13 protein-coding genes are annotated in these 15,662 nt (G+C 48.2%); 12 read left to right on the top strand and 1 reads right to left on the bottom strand.

Going from position 1 to position 15,662, the window contains the following annotated elements; genetic code table 11:
* Positions 1-136: 136 nt before the first annotated feature.
* From V1L65_RS20300 to V1L65_RS20275, 6 genes are all read left to right on the top strand, one after another.
* On the top strand, positions 137-289 hold the full coding sequence (locus V1L65_RS20300) for a hypothetical protein (RefSeq protein WP_331701063.1): 153 nt from the start codon (positions 137-139) through the stop codon (positions 287-289).
* A 248-nt stretch (positions 290-537) separates the two neighbouring features.
* Positions 538-1,533, top strand: a complete 996-nt coding sequence (prmA, locus tag V1L65_RS20295) for a 50S ribosomal protein L11 methyltransferase (RefSeq protein WP_331701062.1) — start codon at positions 538-540, stop codon at positions 1,531-1,533.
* Positions 1,530-2,201: a site-2 protease family protein gene (locus V1L65_RS20290; protein WP_331701061.1), complete on the top strand. Its 672-nt coding sequence runs from the start codon at positions 1,530-1,532 to the stop codon at positions 2,199-2,201. The genes prmA and V1L65_RS20290 overlap by 4 nt, the downstream gene beginning before the upstream one ends.
* A 56-nt stretch (positions 2,202-2,257) precedes the next feature.
* The gene (locus tag V1L65_RS20285; protein WP_331701060.1) at positions 2,258-3,049 is read left to right on the top strand and encodes an RsmE family RNA methyltransferase; all 792 of its coding nucleotides are present in this window, start codon (positions 2,258-2,260) and stop codon (positions 3,047-3,049) included.
* Positions 3,050-3,054: 5 nt separating this feature from the next.
* Positions 3,055-4,401: a tRNA (N(6)-L-threonylcarbamoyladenosine(37)-C(2))-methylthiotransferase MtaB gene (mtaB, locus tag V1L65_RS20280; protein ID WP_331701059.1), complete on the top strand. Its 1,347-nt coding sequence runs from the start codon at positions 3,055-3,057 to the stop codon at positions 4,399-4,401.
* 117 nt (positions 4,402-4,518) lie between these two features.
* Positions 4,519-4,950: an NUDIX hydrolase gene (locus tag V1L65_RS20275; RefSeq protein WP_331701058.1), complete on the top strand. Its 432-nt coding sequence runs from the start codon at positions 4,519-4,521 to the stop codon at positions 4,948-4,950.
* Here V1L65_RS20275 and V1L65_RS20270 read toward each other — a convergent pair.
* The gene (locus V1L65_RS20270; protein WP_331701057.1) at positions 4,940-5,926 is read right to left on the bottom strand and encodes a Na/Pi cotransporter family protein; all 987 of its coding nucleotides are present in this window, start codon (positions 5,924-5,926) and stop codon (positions 4,940-4,942) included. The genes V1L65_RS20275 and V1L65_RS20270 overlap by 11 nt on opposite strands.
* Positions 5,927-6,049: 123 nt before the next feature.
* Between V1L65_RS20270 and addB the strand changes: the two genes are divergently transcribed.
* From addB to V1L65_RS20240, 6 genes are all read left to right on the top strand, one after another.
* On the top strand, positions 6,050-9,571 hold the full coding sequence (gene addB, locus V1L65_RS20265) for a helicase-exonuclease AddAB subunit AddB (protein ID WP_331701056.1): 3,522 nt from the start codon (positions 6,050-6,052) through the stop codon (positions 9,569-9,571).
* 3 nt (positions 9,572-9,574) lie between these two features.
* A complete protein-coding gene (gene addA / locus V1L65_RS20260; protein WP_331701055.1) occupies positions 9,575-13,471 on the top strand; it encodes a helicase-exonuclease AddAB subunit AddA in 3,897 nt (1,298 codons plus the stop codon).
* Positions 13,472-13,517: 46 nt separating this feature from the next.
* The gene (locus V1L65_RS20255) at positions 13,518-14,150 is read left to right on the top strand and encodes a hypothetical protein (RefSeq protein WP_331701054.1); all 633 of its coding nucleotides are present in this window, start codon (positions 13,518-13,520) and stop codon (positions 14,148-14,150) included.
* 129 nt (positions 14,151-14,279) lie between these two features.
* A complete protein-coding gene (locus V1L65_RS20250) occupies positions 14,280-14,624 on the top strand; it encodes a histidine triad nucleotide-binding protein (protein WP_331701053.1) in 345 nt (114 codons plus the stop codon).
* 95 nt (positions 14,625-14,719) lie between these two features.
* On the top strand, positions 14,720-14,893 hold the full coding sequence (gene rpsU / locus V1L65_RS20245; protein ID WP_005547957.1) for a 30S ribosomal protein S21: 174 nt from the start codon (positions 14,720-14,722) through the stop codon (positions 14,891-14,893).
* A gap of 15 nt (positions 14,894-14,908) precedes the next feature.
* On the top strand, positions 14,909-15,352 hold the full coding sequence (locus V1L65_RS20240; protein ID WP_331701049.1) for a GatB/YqeY domain-containing protein: 444 nt from the start codon (positions 14,909-14,911) through the stop codon (positions 15,350-15,352).
* The last annotated feature ends 310 nt before the right edge of the window (positions 15,353-15,662 follow it).

Raw genomic sequence — 15,662 nt, 5'->3', positions numbered from 1 at the left:
ATTTTTAAGACTGAAAGATTAGCATGATTGGCGGAGTTTTATTGAAATACGAATGAAAAGCAGCGGTCAGTTCAACAATACATAGTAATAATGGCATGAAGATTTGCCTTATAAGATGTTAAAGGAGCTGGACAATATGGGTAAAGAAAAGAAGAAACAATTAGATGACAAACTGCTGAACGAAAGTGATTTCAAGCAAAAAAACGACGAACAGACGGAAACTTTTAATAATGATTTGGACAAGATCAATTTTGCTGAACTGCCGCTTGAATCTGAGCTAGAAGAGTAATGTAACGGCTCCCTCGTTTAAATAAATAAAAAATAGCCTTCCGTCAAACAGATTGTCTCAATGTTTTTGATAAAGCTTTGTGCTGGATGCCTAATGTGGTGTACAATAGAGGGTGGGTTTCAACGAGAAACGGTTTCGACTTGTGTACGGGACGCACTGCGTTTCTACTTGTACATTACCAAGAAACAAGTTGCATCGCTTAAAGCGGCAATGATGTTTCTTCTTGACGTATTGGAGGGCATTTAATCATGAAGTGGCAGGAACTTACAATCTCGACGACGGAAGAAGCAGTTGAGATGATATCAAATTTTTTGCATGAAATGGATGCAGACGGCGTTTCAATTGAGGAATCCGGGACGCTTAACAAGCCTCGCGACACTTCGCTTGGCCAATGGTATGAGCATCCGCTTAATGATATACCTGAGGGACAGGCGGTTATTAAAGGATATTTTACGGAAGATATTAATTTAAATGAATTGATTGAACAAATAAAGCCGCGTATCGATGAACTTAAGCAATTCGATATCAACGTTGGCGAGGTCACATTTTCATTCGCTATGGTTGATGAAGAGGACTGGGCGAACGCGTGGAAGCAATTTTTCAAGCCGATCCGGGTATCGGAAACATTAACGATCAAACCTACCTGGGAAGATTACGAAGCAGGTGCAAACGAGAAAATCATCGAGCTCGATCCAGGCATGGCTTTCGGCACAGGTACGCACCCGACGACTGCGCTATGCCTTCGGACGCTTGAGAGCGTCGTAACCGGGGGCGAGGAAATGATCGATGTCGGGACGGGCTCGGGCATTTTGGCTATCGGAGCATGCCATTTGGGTGTTAAGAGAGTGCTTGCGCTTGATCTTGATCCTGTTGCCGTTTCAAGCGCAACTGAAAACGTCAGGCTGAACGGCTTGTCAGAGCGTGTTGATGTCAAGCTGAGCGATTTGCTCGGTGTCCTGCGTGATGAAGAGAGTAAGCAGAGCGGTGATGAGACATCCATCGGCGTTAGCGTGCCTGTTGATTTGGTCGTTGCCAATATTTTGGCAGAAATTATTTTGCTGTTTGTCGAGGACGTCTATGAAGCGCTTAAACCAGGCGGCATCTATATCGCTTCGGGCGTGTTTAAAAACAAAGAAGAGGCTGTGGAAGAAGGGCTGATACAGCACGGCTTTGAAATTGTGGAAAAGCAGAGAGAAGAGGATTGGATCGCGTTCGTTGCGCGTAAGCCTCAGGTGGCTGGATGAGTCTGGAAAATTTTCTTCGAGTGTCGCTGGACGAGCTCCCGTTCTTTGCTTTAGCGATAATTATTGCTTTTACGGTACATGAGTTCGCACATGCCTATACTGCATACAAATTTGGCGATGATACAGCGTATAAGGAAGGCAGGGTGACGCTGAATCCTGCTGTTCATCTTGACTTGCTCGGTTCGATACTGATATTGATCGCCGGCTTTGGCTGGGCTCGCCCTGTGCCGGTGCGAGCGAGCAATTTTAAAAACCCTCGGGTAATGAGCATCATTGTTTCTGCAGCAGGGCCTTTAAGCAATTTGCTGCTCGGTATTATTAGCGTAATTGCTATTAATGTGTTGCATGTAACAGGTCTGCTTGATGCTGGATCGCCTCAGCTTACGAAAGCAATTATGTTATTCTTTCATTTTATGATCACTTATAATTTTTTATTGTTCGTATTTAATTTAATTCCATTGCCTCCGCTTGACGGCTATCGCATTGCGGTTGAGTTTTTACCGCTTAGACAAAGGCTGCAGGTAGAGCAAAATGCGCAGTGGGGCATGATTTTCTTTTTGCTGATGGTTTTTATCCCGCCGTTAAGAGAGGTAACGCTCGATCCTATCTTAAATCTCGGCGGTGTTATTGCAAATGCCGTTATCAAAGCCGTTCACCTCTTTTTGTAAATGGCTTTCGGAATTATTTTCGTGTTATATTAATGATTTAAGGGTGGTTAGCTGTCATGCAGCGCTATATGATAGAGGCGGAGCAGTGGAGCGGGAATGAGGTTCGGTTAATTGGCAACGACGCTCACCATGCTTCAAGAGTTATGAGAATGAAAGAAAACAGCAAATTTATTGCTGCTGATGGAAAAGGGCGCGCTGCTTTAGTCTCCGTAAAAGAGGTTTCAGCTGAGCTGGTGACGGGTGAGATACTAGAGTGGCTGGACGATGACAATGAGCCAAGATGGTCCATTACAATTGCCCAAAGCTTGCCTAAAGGCGATAAGATGGAGCTTGTCATTCAAAAAGGGACCGAGATCGGAGCGGCCGCGTTTGTTCCTTTTGAATCGGAACGCATGATTGTACAATATGATAGCAAAAAAGAAGCCAAGCGCCTTGAGCGATGGAATAAAATTGCAAAGGAAGCCTCGGAACAGGCTCATCGCAGCATCGTTCCAATGGTTGCTGCTGTGCGCAGCTGGAAAGAGCTGCTAAACGAGATAGAGCAATTTGATTTAGCGTTATTTTGCTATGAGGAAGAAGGCAGGCAGGCTGTCAGCAGAGGCATTGGAACAGCAGTAAAGCGCTGGAAACAGCAGTTGGAAGCCGGCAGCGGGGAAGTGCATAATAACGCGAATTTGTTGGTTATTGTAGGTCCTGAAGGGGGCTTTACCGAGCGCGAGGCACGGGAAGCTGAGGCTGCAGGAGCGGTAATAGCAGGGCTTGGCAGACGTATACTGCGAACAGAAACAGCAGGGATCGTAGCGTTAACCTGCTTACTATATGAAGCTGGAGAAATGGAAGGAGCGTAATCATCATGCCATCCGTCGCATTTTATACATTAGGATGCAAAGTAAACTTCTATGATACAGAAGCGATTTGGCAGCTGTTCAAGAATGAAGGCTATGAGCAGGTCGATTTTGAGGAATCGACAGCAGATGTTTATTTAATCAATACTTGTACGGTAACGAATACGGGGGACAAAAAAAGCAGGCAAATTATTCGCCGTGCAATTAGGCGTAATCCTGATGCAATCGTAGCGGTGACAGGCTGCTACGCGCAAACCTCGCCTGCTGAGATTATGGCGATTGAAGGGGTCGATCTCGTAATCGGGACACAAGACCGCGACAAAATAATGAGCTTTGTGAAAGAGATTCAAGAGAAGCGGCAGCCGGTCAATGCAGTTCGCAATATTATGAAAACCCGCAGCTTCGAAGAGCTGGACGTTCCTGATTTTACTGAACGTACCAGAGCTTTCTTGAAAATTCAAGAGGGCTGCAACAATTTCTGCACCTTCTGCATTATTCCATGGTCGCGCGGTTTGTCGCGCAGCCGTGAGGCGCAAAGCGTGCTTGACCAAGCCCGCAATCTCGTTGCCGCAGGCTATAAAGAGATTGTGCTGACAGGTATTCATACAGGCGGCTATGGCGATGATATGGAAAATTACAATTTGACAAGCCTTTTATGGGATTTGGATAAAGTTGAAGGTCTGGAGCGTATCCGGATCAGTTCGATCGAAGCAAGCCAAATTGACGATGCGATGATCGAGGTGCTCAACCGGTCAAGCAAAATGTGCCGCCATTTGCATATTCCGCTGCAAGCTGGCGATAATGCTGTACTCAAGCGGATGCGACGCAAGTATACAACAGAAGAGTTCGCTGCCAAAATTAAACGATTGCACGAGGCGATGCCTGGTGTTGCCATTACAACGGATGTCATAGTAGGTTTCCCTGGTGAGACTGAGGAGATGTTTGAAAATGGCTTTAAATTTATGGAGGAACTGCAATTTGCGGAAATGCACGTATTTCCTTATTCCAAGCGTACAGGTACGCCTGCCGCGCGAATGGAAGATCAAATTGATGAAGAAATTAAAAATGAACGAGTGCATAAGCTTATAGATTTATCTGAAAAGATGCAGCTGCAGTACGCCCAGAAATTCGTTGGCGAAGTGCTGGATGTTATTCCGGAGCGAGACTATAAAGGGGCGCCTGGCACAGGACTGGTTATGGGTTACTCCGATAACTACATCCAGATTGTATTTGAAGGCGATGAATCTTTAATCGGCCAATTATGCCGGGTCAAAGTGACGGAAGCAGGTGTCAATGAATGCCGCGGCCAACTGGTCCGCGTGCTGGAGAGCAAGCGAACGCCTGAGGCGATATAAGCCTCGCTCCCTTGCGCGCAACAGGATTCCTAATCTTTTCAGCGATGCTGCTGAATAAGATGAAGGAATCCTTTGTTGCATATACTATGTAGTAATTGTTGTGAAGGGGGAAGGAACATGAAGGAAATTTCAGCCGGCGGAGTTGTATACCGCCATACGGATAAAGGAAAATTGCAGATTCAGCTTATTCAGGACCGTTACGGCAAAGTTTCGCTCCCCAAAGGTAAGATGGAAGCTGGCGAGACCGTAGAGCAGACTGCTCTACGGGAAATCGCTGAGGAAACAGGCTTGCAAGGTGAAATTATTAAGCCGATCGCTCAAATTAAGTACCAGTATGAGCACGCTGAATATGGCGTTGTCAATAAAGAGGTTCATTATTACTTGGTAAAAGCTGTCGGTGGCGAGCTGCAGGCGCAGGTAGAGGAAATACGCGGCGTAGAATGGTTTGAGCCGCTGGAAGCCTGGCGCATGCAAAAACAGCTGGGTTATGAAAATAATGATCGCATCGTTGCAGGCGCCTTAAAGCTTCTAGGCGTTGCTATCCCTTAGTATTACCGGCGGGATCAAGCTTTTTTATAAACCCGAAATAGCAGACCGGCAGGGCGAGCAGTGAGCTTGCCACATTGAAGATCGTTTGCGCACGTGCAATTTGAGACGATGGTGTGCCGGATAGCCAGTCTGATACGAGCATCAATTGATCGATGAATGGCATGAAGAGCAGGGCGCCGCTTATATTGAGAATAACGTGCGACAGGGCAACATAAAATCCTGCCTTCGATCCGCCGATCGATGCAAGCAATGCTGTAGCGCAAGTGCCGACATTTGCACCCAGTACGATAGCTATGCCAAGCTCGATCGGCATAGCACCAATCATCGTAAATCCCATAATCATGCCGATGACAGCGGCGCTGCTGTGTACTAATGCTGTAAGAATCGTACCGGCAGCCAATCCCCACCATAAGCTTGTCGCTGATTTTTGCAAAAACCAGCTGAATAGCTCGCTTTCTTGAATTGCCGGTCCGGAGCTTTGCATAATGGATAGCCCGGCTAGCAGCAGGCCGAAGCCTCCCATCGCTACAGAGGCGGATCTTAGCGGCTTCAGCCAATTGCTAGATTTATAGCTTGGCAAAAGCCCCATTTCGCCCAGCAAGGCGGTTAGCAGCCAAATCGCAAATGAAAAAGCGATAAAAGGAATAGCCAGCTTCGTAATATTAAGCCCGATCAGCTCCGTTGTAATACAGGAGCCGATGTTGGTGCCTAATATAATGCCGAGCGTTCTTGAGAAAGTTAGCAGTCCCGCGTTAACGAGACCGATTGATAGGATAGTTACGGCGGTGCTGCTTTGTAAAAAAGCGGTCGTAATCGTGCCTACAGCCATTCCGTGCAGCGGCGTTGCTGTAGAACGTTCCAAAATAGATGATAAATAGGGTCCGGCCAGTCGATGCAGCGCAAGCTCCATCAATTTCATGCCGACCATAAACACTGCAAAACCGAAAACCATAGGAAAAATAATAGATTGTATCATCGTTGTTTTCTCCTAATTCTTAGACAAAATAATTGGCATTTATAGTTATACATATGCAAGAGACGGGACAGGCATGACAAGCTCTGCTGTGCCGGCTGACGGAATGAAAGGAGTAGGTGCGTAATGTCCTTGCAATTTGTAATAGGGAGATCAGGCTCAGGCAAGACGACCTATTGTTTGCAGCAAATTACGAAGCGGCTCAGAGAGGAGCCGCTAGGCTCGCCGCTTATTGCATTAGTTCCCGAGCAAGCGTCGTTCCAGACGGAATATGGGCTGCTCCAGCAAAACAGTCTGCAGGGCTCCTTGCGGGCTCAGGCGCTCAGCTTTCGGCGGCTAGCCTTCCGTGTCATGCAGGAGACGGGAGGAACAGCGATTACGCCGATTTCGGATACAGGCAAGCATATGCTTCTTCACAAGGTTATCCGTCAGCAGGCTAATGAGCTGCAGTTATTTTCAGGCGGCTTGTCCCAGCCGGGCTTTATGGAACGGCTCGTGGAGCTGCTTACGGAATGGAAGCGATATGGCATTGATGCAGCGGAAGTGGAGCGGCAGCTGGGTAACATAACCGGCTCCTCATCCCTGCTGCTTGAACGCAAGCTCCATGATTTAGCCCTGCTGTATCATTATGCCGAGCAGCAAATGAGTGGGCATTATTTGGATGCCGAGGATTATTTGCATCGATTGCGCGATCAATTTGATCAAGCGCCTTCCATGGACCAAGCGCATATTTGGATCGACGGCTTTCATGGCTTCACTCCTGCTGAATATGAAGCGCTTCGTACAATTATTCGTTCAGCGGCAAGCGTAACGGTAGCTTTAACGCTGGATCGTCCTTATAGCAGCATGGAAAGGCCGCATGAGCTGGATCTGTTTCATCCGACAGCAGAGACGTTCATTGCGCTTAGCAAGCTTGCCGAGGAGCAGCATGTCGAGCTGCTGCCGACGATTCAACTTTGCGCAGAAGGAAGCCCTGCAAGGGTGGCCGATAATGAAATGCTAGCGGTGCTGGAGCGCGGATTTGGCCGGGCTTATGTGCCCGAACAGCCTGTTAAGGAGGCAGCAGGAAGCGGTACTGCAGAAGCTGCTGCGGGATTGTCGCTTCATGCGGCTGCGAACAGACGGGCGGAAGTAGAAGCGATTGCGCGGGACTTGCTGAGAAGAGCGAGAGAGGATCAAATCAGATGGCGTGATTGCGCAGTTATGCTGCGCAATAGCGAAGATTATTTGGATTATATTGAACTTATTTTTACCGATTATAATATTCCGTTTTTTATCGACCAAAAGGAAAAAGCATTTCATCATCCGCTTGTAGAATTTATTAGCTCTGCGCTTGAAACGGTTTCTTACGGCTGGCAGCATGACGCTGTATTTCGCTGTATCAAAACAGAGTTGTTGTTTCCGCTGGACAGCAGCCTGCCAAGAGAATGGTATGATCTGCTGGAAAACTACGTGCTGGCCAGAGGAATCAGCAGCTGGAAATGGCAGGACGCTCATTATTGGACGCCGCAAGCCAGAATAGATTTAGAGCAGGACACAGGTCAGGAGCCCGTTATAACGGAGGAAGCCAGGCTGCAATTTGAAGCAGTGATGGCCGCCAGACAATCGATTGTCGAAAAGCTGCAGCGTTTTGAACAACGATTAACGAAAGCCGCCAATGTACGTCAAATGTGCGAAGCAATCTATTTGCTGCTTGAGGAAGCAGGTGCGGCAGAGCGGCTGGAGGCGTGGAGCGAGAAGCAAATGGAAGCAGGCGAGGTGCGGAAGGCACGGAATCATCGGCAATTATGGAGCAGCATTATGAATATGCTGGATCAGCTCGTAAGTATTGCAGGCGCCGAGCAGGTGGAACTGGAGCTTCTCATCGGCATGGTACAGGCCGGGCTTGACAGCCTAAAGCTAGCTTCCGTTCCGCCGGCGCTTGATCAGGTGCTGATAGGCAGCATGGATCGAACAAGATCCGGTCAAATCAAAGTATGCTATATCGCCGGCGCTAATGATGGAGTTATGCCGATGCGCTATCAGGAGGACGGCCTCTTGTCAGAACCTGAGCGTGAGCAGCTGGCGCAAAGCGGCTTGCAGATGGCTCCAAGCATTAATCGAAGGCTTCTTGACGAAAGATTCATTATTTATAATGCATTAACATCAGCCAGCGATCATTTGTGGATTAGCTGGGCTCAAGCGGATGCAGAGGGAAAAGGGCTGCTGCCTTCCGAAATTATAAGGCAAATTAAAAAGCTGTTTCCTGCTCTCGTCATTCAGGAGCCGGCTGCTGAGCCGGTTTCATCGATGTGTGAGCAGGAACAAAGGCAATATGTAGAACATCCGCAGCGCAGCCTCACCTATCTGATTGCTATGCTGCAGCAATGGCAGCATGGTCAGCAGATACCAGATTTTTGGTGGGGCGTGTACAATTGGTTTGCTGCAAGACCGATTTGGAAAGAGAGACTCGCCTTGTTGACGCGCTCTCTGTTTTATCGTAATGATGAGCAGCCTCTCAGTGTCGTAACGGCTAAAAAGCTTTATGGCTCCGATTTAAAAGGCAGCGTGTCGCGTATGGAAAGGTTCGTATCCTGCCCATTCCAGCATTTTGCCATCCACGGCCTTAAGCTGCGCGAGCGCAAGCTCTACAAACTGGAGGCGCCTGATATAGGACAGCTCTTCCATGCTGCCCTAAGCAGGCTTTCTGAGAACCAAGGTGCGAGCTGGGGAAGCGCAACAAGAGATGAGCTGGACAGCGCATCGAAGGCTATCGTGGAGGAGCTTGCTCCCAAGCTGCAGTCGCAAATATTGCTCAGCAGCGGGCGTTTCCAATACGTCACGCAAAAGCTTAAAGATATTATTTTGCAGGCCGCTTTGATTTTGGGCGAGCATGCGCGCAGAGCTAAATTTCAGCCTGTCGGAACGGAGATAGACTTTGGACCAGGGGCGGTGCTGCCTGCGCTCAGCATCCCGCTGTCAGACGGCGGCGAGATGGAGCTGATAGGCCGGATTGACCGCGTTGATGCAGCTGAAACCGAGGATGGCCTGCTGTTAAGGGTGGTCGATTACAAATCGAGCTCAACCTCGCTTCAGCTGCAGGATGTAGCTTATGGCCTATCGCTGCAAATGCTCACCTATATGGATGTATTGCTAACGCATGCCGAGCGATGGCTTGGCAAACCGGTGCTGCCGGCAGGTGTATTATATTTTCATGTCCACAACCCTACGCTTAGCATGTCCAGCAGGCCTTCGCAAGCAGAGGCTAACGCCCAGCTCCTCAAGAAATTCAAAACAAAAGGGCTTATCAGTGCTGATGTGCAGGCAGTCAGATGGATGGACAATCAATTGGAAAGCGGCTATTCCGATTTGTTGCCTGTGGCGATTAAAAAGGACGAAAGCTTTTACAGCAGCTCCTCCGTCGTAACGAATGAGCAGTGGACGATGCTTCGTCAAGCTATTCGCGATCAAATCGCTCAGGTAGGGTGCTCAATTAAAAAAGGGGTAGTCGCAATAGAGCCTTACCGAATAGGAAATAAAACGCCATGCGAATATTGCGATTATAAAGCAGTATGCCAGTTCGATCCTTTAATTGCAGGCAATTCATATAAAAAAATGAACAAGCTGACCGAAGAAGAGCTATGGGAGCAGTGGAGAAGGGAGGTATAGCCAATGGTAAATGAAGCTTCGCCTAAACCGGAAGGCAGTCAATGGACGGATGACCAATGGACGGCAATCGATACGAGCGGCGCGAATATTCTAGTTGCTGCAGCTGCAGGCTCAGGGAAAACAGCGGTTCTTGTTGAACGTATTATACGCAAAATTTCACACAACACCGACGTCGATCGGTTGCTAGTGGCGACCTTTACGAAGGCCGCTGCTGCTGAGATGAAGGAAAGAATCAGCATAGCGCTTGAGAAGCAGCTTGCCGTCAATCCGCATTCCGAGCATTTGCGCAAGCAGCTTGCACTTATGAATCGCGCTTCGATTACGACGCTGCATTCGTTTTGCCTTGATGCCATTCGCCGCTACTATCCATTGCTTGAGCTTGATCCCGGCTTTAGAATCGCTAATGAAACAGAGAGCGAGCTGCTGCGGCTGGAAGTGCTCGACGAACTGTTCGAGCAGCGCTACAACGCTGCAGCCGAGCATGGCTCGTTCCTGCAGCTTGTCGATTATTTTGGCGGCGAGCGGGGAGACGAGCCATTATATCGGCTTGTACAGCAGTTATTTCAATTTTCACAGAGCCATCCGTGGCCTGAATATTGGCTGGAGCAGATGGCAGAAGCTTATAAAATAAGCGATCCGGCCGAATTGGAGCAATCGGTATGGGCGCAAAGCCTGAGGCAGTCGATTATACTGGCTGCGGATGGTGCGATATTGCTTCTTAGGGAGGCTAAGCTTGCCGCTGAGCAGCCAGGCGGACCACTTGCGTACGTGCAGACGATTGCAGAGGAGCTTCAGCTTATTGAAGCTGCCCGCGCCGCTCTTGAAAGCGGCGGCTGGAATGAATGGACAGCTGCCTTTCGGGCGGTTCAATTCGGCAGACTGAAGGCTGTGCGCGGAGATGGTCTGGATAAACTGCTGCAGGAGCGCTGCAAGGAGCTTAGAGAAGCGGCTAAAAAGCAAATCGGAACGCTGTCGCATGAGCTGTTTAGCCGGACACTGGAGCAGTTTGCGGAGGAAGTTGAACAGCTGGCGCCGTTAATGGAAGCATTGTCGCAGCTTGTTATTACTTTTTCGCAAGGCTATGAAGCGGCCAAGCGTCAAAAAGGATTGCTTGATTTTGGCGATTTGGAGCATTATTGCCTGCGTATTCTGCGCTCTCCGCAATCCACGCCGTCCCATTTGCTGCCATCCGAGGCGGCGCTTGAATATCAGCGGCAATTTGAAGAAATTTTGCTGGATGAATACCAGGATACAAATGCGGTTCAAGAGGCCATCGTGCAGCTGCTCTCCAGGGACAGCCCCGGTAACAGATTTATGGTTGGCGATGTGAAACAGAGCATATACCGCTTCCGCTTGGCTGAGCCACAGCTTTTTTTGCAAAAATATAAGTCGTATACACCAGCGAAGCAATACGCAGTACATGACGAAATGACTGAAGACGACGGACTGTCCGGAATAAGAATAGACCTGGCACGCAATTTCCGCAGCAGAACCGAAGTGGTGGACGGAGTCAATCATGTATTCCGTTCCATTATGCGCGAGAAGGTAGCGGAGATGGATTATGATAAAGCTGCTGAGCTGGTCTATCAAGCGTCATTTCCAGACCCGCACTTTGACTGCTCGATACAATTTGCCGTTTTAGATAAAGCGGCGGCTCAAGAGGAACAAGAGAGCGAAGACAGCAGTCTTCATTCGGATGAAGCTTCCGGCGAGGAAAACAGGCAGGAGGCTGAAGAAGCCCAGGAGCTGCAAACAGCGCAGCTGGAAGGGCGCTGGATCGCTGCGCAGCTGCTGGAGCTAAAGGCTAACGGCTATCAGGTGTATGACGGCAAGCAAAAGCGTTACCGGCCTTTTGAGTGGCGGGATACTGTCATCTTGCTTAGAGCTACTTCACAATGGGCGCCGATTTTGATAGAGCAGCTGCAGGAGTTGGGTATCCCTGCCTATGCGGAGCTTGGCAGCGGATATTTTGATGCGACAGAAGTGCAAACAATGCTATCTCTGCTTCACATCATCGACAATCCGTATCAGGATATTCCGCTGGCGGCAGTGCTTCGCTCGCCAATGTTTGGATTGACGGCGGAGCAGCTTGCCCGGATTCGCATTCAGCTCAAGCATGGCGCTTATTACGATGCTGTTATTGAGGCAGCAAGCCGCTTGAAGCAGGAAGATGAGTTATGGCTGAAGCTTTCGCGCTTTTTGGATTTGCTTGATAAATGGCGCGATGAGGCAAGGCAAGGCTCGCTGCCGGATTTGCTTTGGCTGATTTACCGTGAAACGGGCTTCTATGATTTTGTGGGCGGCTTGCCTGGCGGTATGCAAAGGCAGGCGAACCTGCGCGCGCTGCATGACCGATCGCGCCAATTTGAATCTACTTCTATGCGCGGCCTGTTTCGCTTTTTGCGATTTATTGAGCGGATGAAGGAAAGCGGGGGCGATTTGGGAACAGCAAGAGCATTGGGTGAAGGCGAAGATGTCGTTCGGATTATGTCTATTCATAAAAGCAAAGGGCTGGAATTTCCGGTTGTATTTTCCGCCGGGCTTGGCAAGAAGTTTAATCAGCAGGATTTGCGCAGCGCTTTTCTTCTTCATAAACAGCTTGGTTTTGGTCCGCGCATCGTGGATCAAGGCTTGAAGGCGAGCTATCCGTCCTTGCCTTATCTCGCGATTCGCTCAGCACAAAAGATGGAGCTGCTTGCAGAGGAAATGCGTATTCTATACGTTGCATTGACCCGTCCAAAGGAAAAGCTGTACTTGCTCGGTACCGTGAATGATGCTGCCAAGAAAAAGAGTCAATGGCTGGCGGCTGCAGGTGATGCGGGTGAGCTGCCGGATTACCGTATTGCTTCTGCACAATCTTTTCTTGACTGGCTCGGACCGCTTGCCATGTATTACGGCAGCGAGCAGCTGGATAGCGAGGAAAGCTTGAAGCGTTCAGGGCAAGAGGAGCAGTCATGGGGCTGGAAAACGGCAGTGATGCCCGCGTCTATACTTGCTGCGGAAGCTGCGGCTGCAATTGCGAAAGAACCGGACAGTATTGATGAACAGCATCTAATCCAAGCAGTAGCATCCATGGCGCTTCTCGATAACTATTCATTGGATAATGAAATGAGCGATAAGCTGCAGTGGCAATATCCTTATGCTGAGGCTTCCGGCATGGCAGCTAAAACCTCCGTTACTGAAATGAAAAGAATAAATGAGGAAAGAATGGAGGATGCGGCCGATTGGAGCGAACTGGCTGCGGGTTTGAAGCTGCAGGGTAAGATTCAGCCACCCGGAGATGCCGGCCATTCAAGTGCTTCCGGAACGTTGAAGCTTCAGCGGCCGGCATTTATGGAAGAGAAGATATTAACCGCAGCTGAGCGAGGGACGGCAAACCATGCTTATATGCAGCATATTCCGCTGCCGAAGCCGGCAGATGCTGTTACAGCTGAGCAGCTGGCTTTAACGCTTCGCCAAATGCTTGATCTTCAGCTTATAACGGCTGCTCAAGCCGAAGCGATCGATCTTCAAGCGGCCAAAGCATTTTTGGAGAGCGAGCTTGGATTCAGACTGCGGGCGGCGGAGTGGGTGCGCAGAGAAATGCCGTTTAGCGCTATGCTGCCTGCTGGCAGAGTGTATACTGAGTGCTCGGATGCGCTTGCGCATGAGCCGGTGTTGATACAGGGCGTTATTGACTGCTTGTTCGAGGATGAGCAGGGGATAGTTTTGCTGGATTATAAAACCGATCATATTATAAATGACACTAAGGATAGCGGTACGGCTTGGGATGATGCAGCCGAGCGCCATCGTTTTCAGCTTGAGCTGTATGCGGAGGCGATTGAAGCAGTACTGGGCAAGCCTGTTGCTGAGTGCTTTGTATTTTTCTTTGATGGCGCAAGAAGCGTCAAAATAAAGTAATGCGCTACGCGATATCATTAAGGATGCGGAAGATGGAGGGGCCGAAGTGAATAGTCAAAATAGCCAGAATAGCCAAAATAGCCAAACTACCGGTAAGCGCTCGTTTGCGATTCCTATTATTTTAGTCCTGCTAGTTTTCAGTGTGACGAGCAATGTGCTGCTGTATACGAAAAACATCCGGCACAATCAAGAGCAGCTTGAGGAGCGGGGCATGCAAATTTTTCAAGCAGTTGTTAAAAGCAAGGAGCAGGCGGAAGAGCTTGCTGCGTTTACTGCGGCATTGCTGGAGGAACATAAGAGCAGTGCTGACAAAGCACGCGCTAAAGCTGCGACTGCTGCAGTTTTTTTAGCAAAGGACAACACGCTGGTGCAGCTTCAGCAGCATGCGGAAGCATCTGCCCTGGATGAAGCAAACTTAAAGGGGGCTGCACAAAATGCAGAGCAATTTATGCAGGAAGCGACAGCTGTGCTGCAGCAAATTGGTGCTAATTCCGGACCGTGGAGCGCGGAAGAAGAGCAGCAGGTTGGAGAGATAAATGATAAGTATAAGCAAATATTAGATCAGCTTTCCGGGTTTCCGTTCAACATCGAAGGGTATACTTCTTCTATGATCAGACTTGCTAATGGCTATGAGCTGACACCGATTGCAGAAAAGGTTAACAATGTACTCGCACAGTAAATATTGGATCATCTATCGTCAGTGTTGGCAGAAAGCTAGTGGATTACCTGTAAATAACGATTTGTTAAGCCAATAGAGATAAACTTGATCGCGTGCTGTCAATGCTAAAATAATGGAGGTTGTTTAATAATGGATTGTATTTTTTGCAAAATTATCGAGGGTACACTGCCTTCAAAAAAAGTGTATGAGTCGGATACTGTAGTAGCTTTTCATGATATTCAGCCGGCTGCTCCTGTGCATATCGTTATTATCCCGAAAAAGCATATTGCGACGATGAACGATGTTGAGGCTGTTGATGGCCCGATTATTGCTGATATTTTTGCCGCAGCACGCCAAATTGCTAAGGAATTAGGCATAGATGAAGCGGGATATCGCTTGATCAATAACGTTAATAAAGATGGCGGACAGGTTGTCTTTCATCTTCATGTGCATTTGCTAGGCGGAAAAAAACTCGGCCAATTAATTGCTGACTAACATAAGTTGACACTGGGATTTATTTTATCTTATAATGAAGTTTGATAAACCGTGTTAAAGCTCTGGACGGTCTGTTTCGGAGGGAGGGAAAACTGGTGTCTGAAACTAAAGTTCGCAAAAACGAAACTATTGATGCTGCGCTCCGCCGCTTTAAACGTTCCATCGCTAAAGACGGTGTCCTCGCTGAGGTTAAGAAACGCAAGCATTATGAAAAGCCAAGTGTAAAGCGCAAGAAAAAGTCCGAGGCTGCGCGTAAAAGAAAGTTTTAGGAGGATCCTTCCATAATGAACCTGAGCGAACGATTGAACGACGATATGAAGAGTGCGATGAGGAGCAAGGATAAGTTCAAGTTAACGACGATCCGCATGATTCGCGCTTCTGTTAAGAACTTGGAAATTGACCTTAAACGTCCTCTTGATGATTCCGAAGTATTGGACATTATTAGTCGTGAGATCAAACAACGTAAAGATTCCCTCCAAGAATTTAAAAAAGCCGGTCGCGATGATCTAGTTACAGATCTTGCAGCAGAAATTGAAATTATTAGTGGGTACCTTCCCGAGCAGCTGACTGAAGAAGAGATTCAAGAGATAGTAAGGCAGACCATCCACGAACTCGGTGCTTCTTCCAAAGCCGATATGGGGAAAGTTATGGGCGCTCTATTGCCAAAAACTAAAGGGCGTGCTGAAAGTAAGCTAGTAAATCAGTTTGTACAGCAATATCTACAATAACTACACGTACGGACTCGTAAAACACCCCGCAAGGGGTGTTTTTTTGTTGAATAAGAACTCCTGTATCTTGCTAGGAAGGAAAGCTTATAGCTATGAGTAAATACATTCACGAGTGCGGGGATTTACATAGAAAAAATCGAATAACTGTGATCAAAGACTCATATTGCTTGTGAAATCTGATATAATATCATTTGGAATGATCAGCCAATGCACGTTAATCTATTGAAACGAAGTGTCTTTTTGAACGTATTAAACAAATATAGATGAAAAGGAGGACCTTACTTGAGGAGACAATGGAAAGCAGCTCGCC

This window comes from Paenibacillus sp. IITD108, assembly GCF_036541265.1.
Lineage (GTDB): Bacteria > Bacillota > Bacilli > Paenibacillales > Paenibacillaceae > Pristimantibacillus.
This window is presented reverse-complemented; position numbering and strand designations above follow the sequence as displayed.